A 16,177-nucleotide genomic window follows, 5' to 3' on the forward strand; every position below is an offset into this window, starting at 1 on the left:
CCGCACAGAAAAATACGGCAGGGGTGAGGTGTCGCGGCAGTGCCTAGCGATTGCGAATGAAATCGCGCACATCCGCCGACAATTGCTGGCGATCTCGATCGCGAATATACATCATATGCCCGCTTTCATAATAGGTGTAGCGGATCCGATCTTGGGGAATGCCGGTGCGGCTCAGGCTATATTCTGCGGCGAAAAAGGGCGTGGCAAAATCATAATATCCTTGGGCCACCAGCACCTTTAAGCCCGAATTTTCGCGCAGAGCCTGCCCAATATAGGGGGCGACATTTAAATAGGCGTTGGTATCGCGCCCGCCCAGCCGCCAGTCCCATTGCCCGCCCACACGGCCAATGCTTTGATATTCGCGGTCCGTTTTAAATCCCAATGTATCCCGCGTCCACGCATTGATGGCGGCTGTATAGCCCGCGTCAATGCCGTAAAAACTGGGGTCATTGTCGGGACGTTCACCCGCGCTGTCATAATCTTTTCCGGTATAGCGGCTGTCCAGCCGGCCAACCGTCAGGCCGCGATCGCGCAGCAATTCTTTGTAAAAACGGCTAGGCTCTACGCGCAGATCGCTATGTTCCAAATAACCTTCGCTAAGGCCAGTAAAGCGCGACAATGTTTGGCGAATTTTGGCCCGTTCTTCGCCTTGCAATTTTTGGCCTTTTAACAAAGCATGGGCATAGGGACCAATCGCCCATTGGCGGGCTTCTTCGGCAAAGGCCGAAACGGACGCGGCCTTGGCCTTGCCATGATAAAGGGCGGTGGCCGCAAAGCTGGGCAGATTGGTGATATAGCTTAGTTCATTTCCAGCGGTGTCGGCGCCCGCGGCGAAATCGAGCACGGTAGAGATTAAAATAATGCCGTTCATCGCCACATCATTATAGGTGACATTCATCAATTGATGGGCGACAGCGGCGCTGCGCGTGGTGCCATAGCTTTCACCGCCCAAATATTTCGGGCTGTTCCACCGGCCATTGTCGTTGATCCAGCGGCGGATGACATCGGCCACCAATTTGGCATCTTGGGTGACGCCGTAATAGTTGGCGGGGTCTGCGCTGGGCAATAGCACGGAAAATCCGGTGCCCGGTGGGTCAATGAACACAATGTCGGTGACATCTAGCAAGGAATCGGGGTTGTCGACGATGGGATAGGGCGGCGCGCCATCGTCGGTGGCGTTGCTGGGGATGGCGACACGCTTGGGGCCAAAGGCCCCCATCATCAGCCATACACTGCCCGACCCCGGACCGCCGTTGAACAAAAAGGTGACGGGGCGGTTCGGGTCGCGGGGTTCCTTGATATAAGCGGTGGTGACGACAGCGGCTTCTGCCTTATCGTCTTTTCCGCGAATGACGGTTTCGCCAATCGTCGCGCTATATTGCATGCGCTGCCCGCCGAACGAGCCGCTAAGGCGCGTGGTGCGGACTTGTGGTTGGTAATCACCGCTGGACTTGGTTTCCGTGCTGGCGGCTTGATTGCTGGTCGGCGCGTCTTTTGCTGCGGCATGGGCGGGCAAATATGCCATCGCCAAAGCCAGTGTCGCCGCCGATAGACCCAATTTCATTCTGATCCTCCACATTTGGATTTGTGGCGGACCCTATTATGGCTTGGGTGATGATCGCAAATTCAGAATCGGTTTCTGCGGCAACTTTTTTCACGGGTGGCTAGGGTTGGGTTAGACCGTGCCTGTTGGATCAGAAACGGGTTCGGCCTTGCTTGCCAAAGCGGCCCTTGCGGGTGCCCGGCTTGCCTTCGTTGGAACGGCCAACGCGGGGGCGCTGGCTGGGGGCTTCGCCATTAAGGCCCAGCTCGTCCGCTTCCAATCGGCGGATTTCGTCGCGCAAGCGGCCCGCTTCTTCAAATTCCAGATCGGCTGCGGCGGCGCGCATTTTCTGTTCTAAATCCGTGATATAGGCGCGTAGGTTATGACCAACCATATGGTCTGGTTTGTCGTCGCCCAGATCAATGGTGACGCCGTCCTGCGATGCGACATGGGCGATAATGTCGCCAATTTGCTTTTTCACGCTGGCCGGCGTGATGCCATGTTCTTCGTTATAGGCGACTTGTTTGGCACGGCGGCGGTCGGTTTCGGCCATGGCGCGCTGCATGCTGCCGGTGATGCGGTCGGCATAAAGGATCACGCGGCCATCGACGTTGCGCGCCGCGCGGCCAATGGTTTGCACAAGGCTGGTTTCGCTGCGCAAGAAGCCTTCTTTGTCGGCGTCCAAAATGCCGACCAAGCCGCATTCGGGAATGTCCAACCCCTCGCGCAGTAGGTTGATGCCGACCAAAACGTCGAACACCCCAAGGCGCAGGTCGCGAATAATTTCAATACGTTCCAGCGTTTCGACATCGCTGTGCATATAACGCACGCTTAAGCCCGCTTCGTGTAGATATTCGGTCAAATCCTCTGCCATGCGTTTGGTGAGGGTGGTGACAAGGGTGCGATATCCCTTGGCTGCCGTCGCTTTGGCTTCGGCGATCAAATCATCCACTTGCTCTTCGACAGGGCGGATGATGACGGGCGGGTCGATCAATCCAGTGGGACGAATGACCTGTTCAGCAAAGACGCCTTGTGTTTGCTCCATTTCCCATGTGCCGGGGGTGGCAGAGACGCTGACCGTTTGCGGGCGCATGGCGTCCCATTCGGCAAAGCGCAACGGGCGGTTGTCGATGCAACTGGGCAGGCGGAAACCATATTCGGCCAGCGTGATTTTGCGGCGGTGATCGCCCTTGGACATCGCGCCGATTTGCGGAATGGTTTGGTGGCTTTCGTCCACAAATAACAATGCATTATCAGGCAGATATTCGAACAAGGTCGGCGGGGGTTCACCGGGTAAGCGGCCCGTCAAAAAGCGGCTGTAATTTTCAATGCCCGCACAGCTTCCGGTGGCCGCGATCATTTCGAGGTCGAAATTGGTGCGCTGCTCTAACCGCTGCGCCTCGAGCAGCTTATTTTCGGCGTTTAATTCCTTCAGCCGCTCGGCTAGTTCATGGCGGATGGCTTCGGATGCTTGTTTCAGCGTGGGTCCGGGGGTGACATAGTGGCTGTTGGCATAGATGCGCACGCTGTTGAGATTGGCGATTTTTTTGCCGGTCAGCGGGTCAAATTCTGTAATTTCATCAATCTCATCGCCAAAGAAGCTGACACGCCATGCCATGTCTTCATAATGGGACGGGAAAATTTCCAAATTGTCGCCGCGCACCCGAAAGGTGCCACGCGTAAAGGCTTGGTCGTTGCGCTTATATTGCAAGGCGACCAATTTTCGGATGATCTCGCGGTTGTCCGCCACGGCGCCTTTTTTCAGGTCGAAAATCATCGCCGAGTAAGTTTCGACCGACCCGATACCATAAAGGCAGGATACAGAGGCGACGATGATCACATCATCGCGTTCCAGCAAGGCGCGGGTGGCCGAATGGCGCATCCGGTCAATGGCTTCGTTTACCGAGCTTTCTTTCTCGATATAGGTGTCCGAGCGGGGGACATAGGCTTCGGGTTGGTAATAATCATAATAGCTGACGAAATATTCGACGGCATTATTGGGGAAGAAATTTTTAAATTCCCCATAAAGTTGGGCAGCCAAAATTTTGTTGGGAGCCAGAATAAGGGCAGGGCGTTGCAGCCGGTGGATGACCTGCGCCATGGTATAGGTTTTGCCGGATCCTGTGACGCCCAGCAACACTTGGTCGCGCTCACCCGCTAGCGCGGCTTCGGTTAAATCAGCAATGGCGCGGGGTTGGTCGCCCGCCGGTTCATAATCGCTAATCAGTTCAAAGGCGCGGCCACCATCCGACTTTTCTGGGCGAGCGGGTCGGTGCGGCACATAGGTGTCGCTGGTGTCAACTTCATCAAGAGTGGTGCGAATCTGAATTGCCATCTTGGGTAATATGGGAAGAATGATAGAAGGCTACAATCACTGCGGCTTTGAATCTTTTCATTTCCGATTTTTCTACAGGAGCATTCGATGCAGAAATTATTATTCATGACCGGCGTTGCTGGCGCTTTGTTGCTGGCCGGTTGCACGGATGCGGCATCGTCAAAGCGCGAAGCGGGCAATTGGGTGAATGAGGTTGAGTTGATCAAGCTGGACGTTCCCGGAATGCCCCCGGAAATGAAGGATGGCATGACCCAGATGATGGCGTCAGCCGCGAACACCAATTTCTGCCTGACCCCTGAAGAAGCCGCGAAAAGCGATTTGGACAGCCTGCTTGACAGCAGCGGCGGCGGTGGCGGCCAGTGCACCTGGACCAAGAAAGACGTGAACGGCGCCAATGTTGATGTGGTGGGAAGCTGTCTCCAAAATGGTCAAAAGGCCGATCTGGCCATGAAAGGCACCTTGGAAAGCAAGCGTTCGGATATCACCATCACCACCAAAGCCCAGTTGCCAGATGGCAAGCAGATGGAAATGGTGATGCGCGTGAAGTCCAAACATACGGGTGCTTGTACAGCAGAATCGAAGCCGCCGGTTCCGGCTGCTGGCTGAATCCGCACACTTCGGCGCGATGATCCTTGGCGGCTAAGATGACAATCGCCGATGAGCATGTTGTGGAAGGCCCCGCCAATCATTGGGTTGGCGGGGCTTTTTGCTGGATAGCGCGCCGGCGTGGCACTAGGGCATGGCTATGAACATGGACGGGGCAGACGGCAGGGCGGAAGTCGAGCGCATATTGCGGCAGGAATTGTCGCAATTGCTGGCATCCCCCTTTTTTTCCCGCTCTCCCGTTCAGTCTCGTTTGCTGCGCTATTTGGTGGGGCATCGTTTACGCGGTGATCAACCCCCGCCCAAAGCCTATGCGATCGCGACCGAGGCGCTGGGCCGTCCATCCGATTTTGACGCCTCCATCGACAGTTACCCCCGTGTGATGGTGGGGCGTCTGCGGGCATTGTTGGAACGATATTATAGCGAACAGCCATGGCTTTACCGTTTGCGTATCCCGCAAGGTAGCTATGACGTGGTGGTGCAATATCGCGCTGCGCCGCCATCGCGGGCGACGATGGCACGTGCGGGAAGCTTGCCGTCCTTGCACGGCGGGGAGGGGGCCGCCGATCATGAGGTTGGCGGTGCGGGTGATGTGGGGCGGCAGGGTCGCGGTGCGCTATCTGCTGCGGGTGGTTATGACGCTTTGGCGGCTTTATTGGCCCCTGCGCTCGCCTTGCCAGATCCACCGCAAGGCATATGGGCGCGTTTGATGTCATGGTTGGACCGTGTCTTGCCCCAGCCCCATGCCTTGCGACGCTGGACCATGATGGTGGCCGCCATTTGTTTGGCGGCGATGCTTGGCGGCGGTGCGGCGCTGTTGGCCAGCTATTATGGTCAATCGATGCATAGCGGGGCGGGGCAACGGCCCGTGGAAACTGTGAAAGGCTTGGTCCCCCTGCCGCTGGTCGATGTGCGGGTGGCCGCGAGCGATGAACAGGATCCGGCAGCAACAGCGATGGCGAGGGCTGTTGCGGCGCGCATACGCGACGGGGCGCGCCGTTTTGAAATGCTGTCGCTGCGCGGTGGACAGGGCGGACATGGCGAGCAGGGCGGCGGTGATGTGGATTATCTGATCGACGTCATGTTGACCCCTGCCGATGAAGGCCAAATGGATGCGGTGGTGATGGTGTATCGCTTGGCGGATCAGCGCAGCATTTGGTCACGTCGTTTCTTGCTGAAAAGGGCAAATGCGCCGGACTTTCCCGCTCTGGACCCCGCCATTTCGCAAATAGCAGGAAATTACGGTGTCATCGTTCGGGACCAGACGGGCCAGTTGGCTGATGATTATCGCAAGGGGTTCCCGTGTCTGGCCCAATTTCAGCGAATGCGCGTTTCAAGACAGCAAGATGGTTTTGATAAAATTGCCGCATGTTTGGACCAAGGGTTGAAAAAAAGACCCCGTGATCCCATGATGTTATCAGCGCAATCTTATATGCTTTATAATCAAGCTATGCACAGCAATCACGCCGACAAGGTCAAGGAATATCTTGAGAAAGGCACGCGGCAAGCCGTCGCGGCCTATGCTGCCGACCCCAGCAGTTCGGCCGCAGCATTTGCAAGGGCACGCGCATATTTCATCCTCGGGCAATGCAACGAGGGGATGGCGATGGCCCGCCGTGCCGAAGAAGGAAATGGGCTGGACAGCGATATGCTGAGCCGTTTGGCAATCCTATATCAATTTTGTGGACGAAAGGATGAAGCGCAGCGTTTGTCGACGCGGGCCTTGATGCTGGATCCAGCCTTTCCGGCCATTGCGATGGTCGCGCGGTCCCTAGTTTTGCTAGAGAAGAGCAAGCCGCAAGAGGCGCTGGAGCAGTTGGATGGATTGACGAATGTCGAGGCGGTCGAAGCCCATTATTATGTCATTCAAGCGGTGGCTTATGGGCAATTGGGCCTGAAAACGAATGCGGAAACGGCATGGAATCGCCTGATTGCCCTTGCAGGAATGTCTGAAAATGCTAGGGCAGAAGACGTGCTTCGTCATTTTCGCGTTGCGGATATTATGGTCCGGCGGGAAGCGATGATGCTACGAGATGCTGGTGTGGTTCCTCTCCGCACCGGAGATTGAACGTCGAAGGACAGGTGCTGGCGTTGAAAAACGGCGTATCTGTTTTTTCGTATGATTTACGGAAAAGGCCTGCTGAGGTGCGAAATATTTCGTCACTTTGGTTGCCGCCGATATGGTGCGTGGCTGTTCGCACGTCGGCTCCCTCTTGCCAGCTACGTTGCTGGACACTAGGGCGATTCCACATATTCACGCGACAGTCAGGAAAAAGGAACTGTACATGAGCGATTCGGCCGAAAAGGTTAAAAAGATCGTCGTCGAACATCTGGGCGTTGAAGCCGAGAAGGTCACCGAAGAAGCAAGCTTCATCGACGATCTGGGCGCAGACAGCCTCGACATCGTTGAACTGGTGATGGCGTTCGAAGAAGAATTCGGCGTAGAAATTCCTGACGATGCAGCAGAAAAGATCGCGACCGTTAAGGATGCGATCGATTATATCGAAGCGAATAAGGGCTAATTTGGCCCAGTCCGGCGATGCCGGATGGGACGGTGTTTCACCGTCTACGTGATTCCGGCTTTCCGGCCCCGAGCGTGTGCGCGTAAGGGTCGGGAAGCCTTTTTTATGTGATCACGCCTCACAGTGAAGATGCCGGAACCCGCCAGGGCAGGGGACGACGAAAGGAATATTTATGCGCCGCGTTGTGGTGACAGGACTGGGTTTGGTAACCCCGCTTGGTTGCGATGTAGAAACCGCTTGGGCCAATCTGATCGCTGGGAAATCCGGTGCGGGTCAAATTACCCGTTTTGATACATCTGGCCAAAAATGCACCATCGCGTGCGAAGTAAAGCCTGCTGACCATGAATATGGTTTCGACCCCATGAAGCGCGTGGACCATAAGGTTCAGCGTCAGGTCGATCCTTTTATCGTTTACGGCATTGATGCGGCGGGCCAAGCGTTGGAAGATGCGGGTTTGACCGAAATGACCGAAGCGCAAAAACTGCGTGCTGGTTGTTCCATCGGGTCGGGCATCGGCGGCTTGCCGGGCATTGAAAGCGAAAGCTTGGTATTGGCCGAAAAAGGCCCAGGCCGTGTCAGCCCGCACTTTGTCCATGGCCGTTTGATCAATCTGATTTCGGGTCAGGTGTCGATTAAATATGGCCTGATGGGCCCCAACCATGCGGTCGTTACGGCCTGTTCGACTGGCGCGCACTCTATTGGTGACGCAGCCCGTATGATCCGCGACGATGACGCCGACATCATGCTGGCGGGCGGCGCGGAATCGACCATTTGCCCCATTGGTATCGCTGGTTTCGCTCAGGCCCGTGCGCTGAATATGACCAGCAACGACGCCCCAGAAAAGGCCAGCCGTCCCTATGACAAGGACCGTGATGGCTTTGTGATGGGCGAAGGCGCTGGCGTGCTGGTGCTGGAAGAATATGAACACGCCAAGGCCCGCGGCGCGACAATTTACGCCGAAGTGGTAGGCTATGGCTTGTCGGGCGATGCATATCATGTCACCGCGCCGCACCCCGAAGGCTATGGTGCCTATCGTTCGATGGAAATGGCGTTGAAGAAGGCGGGCATGACCCCGTCGGATATCGACTATATCAACGCGCATGGCACGTCGACCATGGCGGACACCATCGAATTGGGCGCTGTGAAGCGTTTGTTCGGTGATGCCATTGGCAATGTTTCCATGAGCTCGACCAAGTCGGCGATTGGTCACTTGCTGGGCGGTGCAGGCGCTGTCGAAGCGATTTTCTGCATCCTCGCGCTGCGCGATCAAATCGTGCCGCCAACGCTGAACCTCGACAATCCCGATGAAGGCACGGACGGTGTGGACTTGGTTCCGCATGTTGCGAAAAAGCGCGCCGTGCGTGCGGTGCTGAACAACAGCTTTGGCTTTGGTGGCACGAACGCCAGCTTGGTCATGAAGGCTGTTGATTAAGCCATGAAACGCTGGTTGCTGTCCGCTGCTGCGGCCTTGTTGTTGGCCGGTTGTGCGGAAACAGCGCCAGAAGATGCGACGATTGTCATTCCTGCAGGGGCCAGTGTGGCCCGTGCAGGAACCATCTTGGAAGAAGCGGGCGTGATTTCCTCATCCGCTTTTCGCACACAGTTGCGCCTGTTTGGCGGTGACGCGCCGATTAAGCCTGGCGAATATGCCATTAAGGCTGGAATGAGCGCGGGCGATATCGTCAAGATGATGCAGGACGGCGATGTCGTGCTGCGCATGGTGACGGTACCCGAAGGAATGCCGTCGATCATGGTCTATGAGCGATTGATGGCCAATGAGGAATTGTCTGGCAAAGTGGACATCCCCGCCGAGGGTAGCGTGCTGCCCGACAGCTATGCTTATACCAAGGGCGAAGCCCGCGAAGCCGTACTGAAGCGGATGCAGGCGGCGATGGACCGCGAATTTGACAAATTATGGGCCACCCGCACGGCGCGTAGCGCGGTGAAGGACCGCAACGCCGCCCTGACGCTGGCCTCGATTGTCGAAAAAGAAACATCGGTTCCCGCCGAGCGCCGCACCGTGGCGGGTGTTTATACCAACCGCTTGGCCATTGGGATGCGGCTGCAGGCCGACCCGACCATCATCTATCCCATTACCAAGGGAAAGCCGCTGGGCCGCCGAATTTTGAAATCCGAAATTCAGGCGGTGAACGGCTATAATACCTATAGCATGGCGGGCCTGCCCAAGGGGCCAATCGCCAATCCGGGCCGTGACAGTTTGGCAGCGGTGCTAGACCCCGAGGCGAATGATTACCTCTATTTTGTCGCACAAGGTGATGGCAGCCATATATTTGCTCGCACTTTGAGTGAACATAATCGCAACGTTCAGAAATGGTATGCGCTAAGGCGAGGACGCGGCGAAATGTGAGGGGCGGGATCATGCCCCCATTCCGTAAAAGGGGGAGAGGGCGATGGTTCCCAAATTATTCTTGCATGGGGTGCCGGACAGTCCGGCGATTTGGCGGCCGTTAATACAAGCTTTGGAATTGCCATCGCGGCGTGTCTTTGCGCCTGCATTGCCCGGATTTGACGCTGCGCTGCCCGCCGGATTTACACCGCATAAAGACCGCTATGTTGAATGGCTGATTGGCGAGCTGGAATCGATATATCGTCAATTTGGTCCGGTGGACGTGGTGGGGCATGATTGGGGCGCGTTGATCGTTCAGCGTGCTGCCATGCTGCGGCCCGATTTATTCCGGTCTTGGATCGTCAGCAACGCCGTTATCGAGGCCCAATATCGTGGGCACCGTATCGCCCGCATTTGGAGCACGCCGCTATTGGGCGAATTGTTCATGAAGATGACGGCGCCCAAACGGATTGAAGCGATGTTGCGGGCGGAAGGGGTGCCCGCTGATGTCGCCGCCGAAGAAGCCCAGCAGTGGAGCCTTCCGGACAAGCGGTCCGCGATCTTAAAACTTTATCGTTCGGCGTCCGGCCTGAGCTTTGCACAGGATTGGGCGTTGGGAATGAATTTGGACCCGCCGCCTGGGATGTTGGTTTGGGGGGAGCATGACCCCTATGTGCCTTTGGCTGTAGCTGAGCGGTATAGCGAGCAAACAGGCACGCCTTTGGCGGTCGTGCCCAATGTGGGACATTGGGGCATTGCCGCGCGAGCCCGAGAATTTGCCCATGTAATTAAAGACTTCTGGGCGTTTTTGTAATATCTTAGAGGAAATCGTTCAAAATGATCTTACTAAGCGGGTAATTCGATTTGATGTTAACGTTCATTCCTTTAAACGCCGCGCAAGCAAGATCGAGCGGCGGCTCTGAATGCAGAGTCGGGACGCCATGATCCGCCGTGTTTCGCTTTTTTCGCCTTCAGTAGGCCGGACACCCCCCCCTCCCGTCCGGGCTACTGGTGCCGCACCTATCATTCTTACGGGGATGCTAGGTGCGGCACAAAAGCGACGCTATGATGACATGCGGCGATTATATTATCCGCAGCATCGACAGCAGGTGGGGGCTCATATCACGCTGTTTCACCATTTGCCCCCGTCCATATTGGCAGAATTATTATCGCTGATTCGCCAAATGGTGGCCCAAATGGCACCGCCAAAGGCCTATGTTGAGCGTGTCATGGATTTGGGGACCGGCACGGCATTTTTCATCCGCAGCCCCGAATTGCTAGATATTCGCGCACATATTGCGGAGCATTTTCACGGCATGGTGAGCGCGCAGGACCGGGGGGAACCGCGCTTGCATATCACCGTTCAAAATAAGGTGAGTCGTCATCAGGCGGCGGCGTTGCAGCGCGAATTACGGCGCGATTTTCAAGCGCATCAACTGGATATTGTGGGGTTGGAGGCCCATCACTATCGCGATGGGCCGTGGGAGCCGGCATTTCAAGCGGCGTTCCGAGGAGGCTTGCGGGGCGGCTGATGGGGTGGTGGGATTGGTGACTGGAGCCTTAAGCCATATGGGGTTGCTGCGCGAACCATGGCACCATGCGGGCGATGGCCTCGTTGATCAGGGGGGTGGATACCGCAAAGCTGAAACGTATGAAGTGATGCCCGTCGACCGGATCGAAATCCAAACCCGGCGCAGTTGCCACGCCCGTTTCGCGCAATAGCGTTTCACAAAAGCTCAGGCTGTCCTGCGACAAGTGGCTGATATCGGCATAGATATAAAAAGCGCCATCCGGCGGGGCGATGGTTTTCAAGCCCAATTGCGGCATGGCGGCCAGCAACAAGCCGCGGTTGGTGTGATAATTATCAACATGGCCGTCCAGTTCGTCGCTGCATTCAAATGCAATCAGTCCGGCATGTTGACTGAGGACTGGCGGGGTTAGGAACAGGTTGCTCATTCGGGCGTGGGCGGCATCTATATGCTGAAGCGGAGCGATCAGCCACCCCAAGCGCCAGCCAGCCATGCTGAAATATTTGGAAAAGCTGTTGATGACCAAGGCGTCGGGCGCAAATTCCAAAACGCTGTGCGTTGCGGCGCCATAGCTGAGGCCGTGGTAGATTTCGTCCGATATGATATGAATGCCGTGCTGGGTGCAATAGGCGACGATTTTGGCCAATTCCTCGCGCTCGATGATCGTCCCAGTGGGATTGGCGGGGCTCGCGATGATGATCGCATCGGGCGCAGGCTGAATGGCGGCGACCGCATCGGCGGTTAATTGATAGCGAACCTCTGGCCCGCAACCGATTTCCACGGCTTCCATATGCAGCGCCTTCACCGTGTTGCGATAGGCGACATAGCCAGGCCGCGCAAAAGCCACGCGTGCGCCAACGGGCAAAATGCTGTTCAAGGCCAAGACAAGGGCTGGCGATGCTCCGCAGGTCAGGATCACTTGTTCCGCTGTGATGCTGACGCCATAGCGCTCTTGGTAATGGCGCGCGATGCGTGCTTTCAGCGGCGAACTCTCCCAATATCCCATGGGGTCATTGTCCAAAATTTGATGCGCGGCGGCGATGGCTGCTTGGGGTGCGCCAGTGGACGGTTGTCCAAATTCCATATGAATAATGCTTTGGCCCTGCGCTTTAAGCTCTTGGGCAAGGCGGCTGAGGCTGATGGCGTGGAAGGGGGCGACCTGTGCAACCATGTGCGGAACTTTCGAATTTTTACGGGGCAGGGGCTGCCCATCACAAAATATAGGCGATGAACTTTGGCGCTTATGGCCATGGAAACAACGCGAGGGAAATAGCCTATTGGCAGAAAAGGGAAAAAATATCGATCCAGTTTCCGAAAAGCGTAAAAAAGCGTGTTGACACTTATCGCCGACAAACCTAAACGCGCCTCACCACGACGAAGCGTGGCGGAGTAGCTCAGTTGGTTAGAGCAGCGGAATCATAATCCGCGTGTCGGGGGTTCGAGTCCCTCCTCCGCTACCATGGTTTTCAATGGCTTAGCGTTGTTTTGCAAAGTGGTAATAATCCATTTTTACAGTTGTTTTTACACTTAGACGTTCCGACGGTGCCGAAATAACGGTCAACTCGTCGACATGCCTCCGCCGGATTTCACGAACCGTTTCGAGCGACTGGCCAACCCGGCAATTTTCTCATCGCACACTTCACGCCAAGATGCGTCACGCATGTTCCGCGAAGGACATGCAGATGGACACTGATGCGAGCTTTGTTCTTGGCTTTTTGACACGCGCTGCCAAGGCCGCTCGCCGTCCATGGCGAGCCTAAATTGTTCTTCAGCGCTGGCCCTGTTGGAGGCCCAAATTCGGAAAGCAGTTCCCGTCATTTGTTGAAATGGAGATCGCGGCGCGGTGAGCGGAGTTGCGGTGACTACAGTCGATTCATTTTCAGCCAGTTGGGGTTGCCGAGCCACGCTTGCGTAAAGGCCGTGGATGCGGTGGCTGCGCCCACCATATCGCCAGTTGCCGCTTTGCTCATCGTCAATCCATAGAGCGCCCAGCCATTATGCGGAGTACGCCGCAAGATGTCGTCGAATGTCGCGGCGGCTTCGGCATATCGCTGGTCAAGAAATTGGGCCGCGCCCAAGGATTGGCGCACCGGATAATACCAATAGGCGGGTTCTTGATAGGGCAGGCTGTCTTCGACCGCGATGGCGGCGCGATAAAAATGCTCGGCCTGTGCATAATCACCCGCAAGGGCAGCAAAGCGACCGCGGGCGGCCGCTTCGGCGAGCGTCAGCAGGTCTGTGGCTGGCATGTCTTGCGCGATCATGTCGGTGAAGGCGCCGGATTGCGCGAGCGCGTGCATGGCGGAAATCTCTTGGTTGAATGCTGCGCGGTCTTGTTGCTGGGCATAGGCAATTGCGCGGGCATAGTGGCGAATGGCCGCCGCATAGGGCAGTCGCCGATCTGGTTCGGGCATCGCCAAAATGGCACTGGGTTCCGCAAATTGTGCCATGGCCATATAGGGTGCAGCATCAATCGCCTGTATCCACGCTATTTTCCCAGACGTTTCGACGTCGAGCAACAGGCGGAGGCGGGCCGCTTCTTGGATTGCCCTGTCCATATCGCCAGCCAGTTGGGCCGACGTCACAATGAAATGAACATTGTGGGGGTAATAGCCATAACGCACGAGGCCATGATCGCCGGCGCTGCGGATAAAGGCTTCGTCCGCCCGCGCGGCCGCGCTGTTGACGCGAATGGAATCGGCATAGCGGCCACGCGCCTGATAAATATGCGTGGGCATATGGACCAGATGGGCCGCGCTGGAAGGTGCGCCGCGTGATAGCCGATCCGCCGCCGCTTCTGCGCGGGCGGGGTCGCTGGCTTCATAAAGGTGGATTGCAAGGTGCCCCGCCTGAACATGGCTGGGGTTACGCGCCATCACCATGTCCACCAAACGGATCGCATCGGCGCTTCGCCCGACGGGGGTCTTTTTATCACTTTGCCAATAATTCCACGGGCTGGTGTCCATGGCGGCTTCGGCGGCCAGAACGGCTATATCATCATCTTGTGGAAAGTGATGCGCGAGGGCGATCATGGCATCGGCATATTGGGCATCGAGCAAGGCGCGGTCTGTATTTGGCTGCCGCGAATAGCGGTGGGCGGCAGCCTCGATTAGCCCAATCTCCATCGGTGACGCATATTGGCGCAGCATCATGGCGCGGTCCATCGCGTGAAGCGCGGCAGCGCGGTCGCGGTCATCCATCGCCGCGTTGATATTGGGACCCAAGGCCACGGCTTCGCCCCACCAACATGCGGCGCAATTGGGGTCTAGGCGTTGGGCTTGGCGAAAGGATCGGACAGCACCAGCGTGGTTAAAACCATAGCTGAGCATCAGCCCTTGGTGAAAATAACGCCGTGCTTGGTCATTGGATGTTGTGACCGGAAATGACGATTTTATAAGGTCGGGGTAAAGGGGGATGGGGCGCATATCGGCGGCCGGTTCGGCAAATGTTGCGGCAAACGCAAGGACAGCGGGCGGCCCCGCCGCACCGCGCCTTGCGCCGCATAAAGGAGCGGAGACGAGTTCGATGAGCGGGGGAGGGCGCGTCGGCATCGGCTGGCGAGGGATGGCTGAAAAGCTAGTTGACGTCAGTCCGATACTGATGACGATGATGCTTTTTATAGCATTGATCATATATCACCCGCTTGTCCGCATTTACTAAAAAGCATCTTGGGATGTGGATAATATTATCATGAAGTAAATCATGTCGCAATGATGCGAGTATTGGATTTTCTTTTCGGATTTTTAGTGTTTTTTCCGATTTTTTGAATGCCGATCGGGCATCTGTCGGAATGAAAAAGGCCCGCCAGTGACCGTGTCGCTGGCGGGCCTTGGTGATCCTAGGATCGGTTTATCAATCGATGGTGCTAGCCAGATTGCGGTTCAGCCACAGGGCGACCAACGTACCGACCGCGCCGGACAGCAGGTAACCACCAGCGGCCAGCAAGCCATATTGGCTGGACAGCCACAGGGCGATGAACGGCGCGAAGCCTGCACCGAATAGCCATGCCAAATCGGACGTCAGGGCCGATGCGGTATAGCGGTGACGCAGCACGAAATTGTTCGACAAAGCGCCCGACGCCTGACCAAAGGCCAGACCCAAGATGATGAAGCCAGCGATCATGAACATGGCTTCGCCAGACTCGCCCGCATCCAACATGGTGGGAGCGAAGGCGCTGAATACCGCGATGGCGGCGGCCGTGGCACCCAGCACGGTACGGCGACCGAAGCGGTCAGCCAGCACGCCCGATGCGATGATGGCCACGACACCGATGGCGGCAGCGATGGTTTCGATCATCAAGAAGCGAGCAGGGCTTTCATCGGTGTAGAGATACACCCACGACAGCGGATAAACGGTGACCATGTGGAACATCGCAAAGCTTGCCAAGGGCGCGAAGGCACCGAAGACAATGATTTTCCAGTTGGTGCGGATGGTTTCGCTGAGCGGGGCAACTTCCAATTCGCGGGCTTCGAAAAGCGCTGAATATTCGGGCGTTACCACGATGCGCAGACGGGCGAACAGGGCAACAACGTTGATGGCAAAGGCCACGAAGAAGGGATAGCGCCAGCCCCAATTCAGAAAATCTTGCGCTGGAAGGGCAGAGATTAGGAACAGGAACAGCAAGCTGGCCACGATCAGGCCCAGCGGTGCGCCAAGCTGTGGGATCATGGCGTACCAGCCGCGCTTATGGGCGGGCGCGTTGACCGCGAGCAAGGAAGCGAGGCCGTCCCACGAACCGCCGAGCGCAATGCCTTGCAGGATACGGAAGGTCGCCAGCAGAATGGCAGCCCAGCCGCCAATCGAGGCATGGCCTGGCAGGAATGAAATCGCGGCGGTTGCGCCGCCCAGCATGAACAGCGCAATCGTAAGCTTGGCGCCGCGCCCATATGCGCGGTCAACATAAGTGAAGATCGCGGTGCCAAAGGGGCGGGCGATAAAGGCAAGCGAGAAAATGGCAAAAGATGCCAGCGTGCCTTGCAGCGGGTCCATATAAGGAAAAATGAGCTGAGGAAAGATCAGCACAGATGCAATGGCATAAACGAAGAAATCGAAAAATTCCGACGTTCGCCCAATGATAACGCCAATGGCGATTTCGGACGGCGCAATAGCATGGCTGTGGCCATGCATCTTGTTAGCGTCCCGTTCGTCCTGGATAGTGGGCACAGTATCTGCGGCCATGATATATGTGGTCCTGAATCTAGCGGCCAGAATATGGCGCGAGTCGTATTTTAGGCCAATGGCCCATGGATGCCAATGCCACTGCGGCATATAGCACGTTCAAGGGATTGGACAAAATGT

The 16,177-nt window shown here is 56.7% G+C and carries 12 protein-coding genes and 1 tRNA gene; 8 read left to right on the forward strand and 5 right to left on the reverse strand.

The window, feature by feature from the left end:
- Positions 1 to 43: 43 nt before the first annotated feature.
- On the reverse strand, positions 44 to 1,564 hold the full coding sequence (locus LKO31_RS12670) for a S10 family peptidase (RefSeq protein ID WP_227690926.1): 1,521 nt from the start codon (positions 1,562 to 1,564) through the stop codon (positions 44 to 46).
- Between the two features lie 130 nt (positions 1,565 to 1,694).
- Complete coding sequence (gene uvrB, locus LKO31_RS12675) at positions 1,695 to 3,878, reverse strand: excinuclease ABC subunit UvrB (protein ID WP_227690927.1); 2,184 nt, start codon at positions 3,876 to 3,878, stop codon at positions 1,695 to 1,697.
- An 87-nt stretch (positions 3,879 to 3,965) separates the two neighbouring features.
- Between uvrB and LKO31_RS12680 the strand changes: the two genes are divergently transcribed.
- From LKO31_RS12680 to LKO31_RS12710, 7 genes are all read left to right on the forward strand, one after another.
- On the forward strand, positions 3,966 to 4,484 hold the full coding sequence (locus LKO31_RS12680; RefSeq protein ID WP_227690928.1) for a DUF3617 domain-containing protein: 519 nt from the start codon (positions 3,966 to 3,968) through the stop codon (positions 4,482 to 4,484).
- 139 nt (positions 4,485 to 4,623) lie between these two features.
- Positions 4,624 to 6,549, forward strand: coding sequence for a tetratricopeptide repeat protein (locus LKO31_RS12685; RefSeq protein ID WP_227690929.1), 1,926 nt, complete (start codon positions 4,624 to 4,626; stop codon positions 6,547 to 6,549).
- A 217-nt stretch (positions 6,550 to 6,766) separates the two neighbouring features.
- Positions 6,767 to 7,003: an acyl carrier protein gene (locus tag LKO31_RS12690; protein WP_184100156.1), complete on the forward strand. Its 237-nt coding sequence runs from the start codon at positions 6,767 to 6,769 to the stop codon at positions 7,001 to 7,003.
- Between the two features lie 172 nt (positions 7,004 to 7,175).
- Positions 7,176 to 8,435, forward strand: a complete 1,260-nt coding sequence (gene fabF, locus LKO31_RS12695) for a beta-ketoacyl-ACP synthase II (protein WP_227690930.1) — start codon at positions 7,176 to 7,178, stop codon at positions 8,433 to 8,435.
- A gap of 3 nt (positions 8,436 to 8,438) precedes the next feature.
- On the forward strand, positions 8,439 to 9,371 hold the full coding sequence (gene mltG / locus LKO31_RS12700) for an endolytic transglycosylase MltG (RefSeq protein WP_227690931.1): 933 nt from the start codon (positions 8,439 to 8,441) through the stop codon (positions 9,369 to 9,371).
- Positions 9,372 to 9,414: 43 nt separating this feature from the next.
- Positions 9,415 to 10,164, forward strand: a complete 750-nt coding sequence (locus LKO31_RS12705; protein WP_227690932.1) for an alpha/beta fold hydrolase — start codon at positions 9,415 to 9,417, stop codon at positions 10,162 to 10,164.
- A gap of 259 nt (positions 10,165 to 10,423) precedes the next feature.
- Positions 10,424 to 10,882: a 2'-5' RNA ligase family protein gene (locus tag LKO31_RS12710; protein ID WP_227690933.1), complete on the forward strand. Its 459-nt coding sequence runs from the start codon at positions 10,424 to 10,426 to the stop codon at positions 10,880 to 10,882.
- A 28-nt stretch (positions 10,883 to 10,910) separates the two neighbouring features.
- On the opposite strand, the gene LKO31_RS12715 is transcribed toward LKO31_RS12710, so the two are convergent.
- Positions 10,911 to 12,050, reverse strand: a complete 1,140-nt coding sequence (locus LKO31_RS12715) for a pyridoxal phosphate-dependent aminotransferase (RefSeq protein WP_227690934.1) — start codon at positions 12,048 to 12,050, stop codon at positions 10,911 to 10,913.
- Between the two features lie 212 nt (positions 12,051 to 12,262).
- On the opposite strand from LKO31_RS12715, the gene LKO31_RS12720 reads away from it, so the two are divergent.
- Positions 12,263 to 12,339: transfer RNA gene (locus LKO31_RS12720), tRNA-Met, on the forward strand.
- Positions 12,340 to 12,741: 402 nt separating this feature from the next.
- Here LKO31_RS12720 and LKO31_RS12725 read toward each other — a convergent pair.
- Positions 12,742 to 14,511 carry a tetratricopeptide repeat protein gene (locus LKO31_RS12725; RefSeq protein WP_227690935.1) on the reverse strand — a complete coding sequence of 590 codons (1,770 nt, stop codon included), beginning with the start codon at positions 14,509 to 14,511 and terminating at the stop codon, positions 12,742 to 12,744.
- 220 nt (positions 14,512 to 14,731) lie between these two features.
- Complete coding sequence (locus LKO31_RS12730) at positions 14,732 to 16,057, reverse strand: MFS transporter (RefSeq protein ID WP_227690936.1); 1,326 nt, start codon at positions 16,055 to 16,057, stop codon at positions 14,732 to 14,734.
- Positions 16,058 to 16,177: the final 120 nt, after the last annotated feature.

Source organism: Sphingopyxis yananensis, from assembly GCF_020687785.1.
Classification (GTDB): Bacteria; Pseudomonadota; Alphaproteobacteria; order Sphingomonadales; family Sphingomonadaceae; genus Sphingopyxis; species Sphingopyxis yananensis.

Excerpts from the sequence above, each read along its gene's own strand:
- fabF (WP_227690930.1), top strand. The coding sequence starts at position 7,176 with ATGCGCCGCGTTGTGGTGACAGGACTGGGTTTGGTAACCCCGCTTGGT.
- LKO31_RS12705 (WP_227690932.1), top strand. The coding sequence starts at position 9,415 with ATGGTTCCCAAATTATTCTTGCATGGGGTGCCGGACAGTCCGGCGATT.
- LKO31_RS12725 (WP_227690935.1), bottom strand. The coding sequence starts at position 14,511 with ATGATCAATGCTATAAAAAGCATCATCGTCATCAGTATCGGACTGACG.
- LKO31_RS12715 (WP_227690934.1), bottom strand. The coding sequence starts at position 12,050 with ATGGTTGCACAGGTCGCCCCCTTCCACGCCATCAGCCTCAGCCGCCTT.
- mltG (WP_227690931.1), top strand. The coding sequence starts at position 8,439 with ATGAAACGCTGGTTGCTGTCCGCTGCTGCGGCCTTGTTGTTGGCCGGT.
- LKO31_RS12710 (WP_227690933.1), top strand. The coding sequence starts at position 10,424 with ATGCGGCGATTATATTATCCGCAGCATCGACAGCAGGTGGGGGCTCAT.
- LKO31_RS12680 (WP_227690928.1), top strand. The coding sequence starts at position 3,966 with ATGCAGAAATTATTATTCATGACCGGCGTTGCTGGCGCTTTGTTGCTG.
- uvrB (WP_227690927.1), bottom strand. The coding sequence starts at position 3,878 with ATGGCAATTCAGATTCGCACCACTCTTGATGAAGTTGACACCAGCGAC.
- LKO31_RS12690 (WP_184100156.1), top strand. The coding sequence starts at position 6,767 with ATGAGCGATTCGGCCGAAAAGGTTAAAAAGATCGTCGTCGAACATCTG.
- LKO31_RS12685 (WP_227690929.1), top strand. The coding sequence starts at position 4,624 with ATGAACATGGACGGGGCAGACGGCAGGGCGGAAGTCGAGCGCATATTG.
- LKO31_RS12670 (WP_227690926.1), bottom strand. The coding sequence starts at position 1,564 with ATGAAATTGGGTCTATCGGCGGCGACACTGGCTTTGGCGATGGCATAT.
- LKO31_RS12730 (WP_227690936.1), bottom strand. The coding sequence starts at position 16,057 with ATGGCCGCAGATACTGTGCCCACTATCCAGGACGAACGGGACGCTAAC.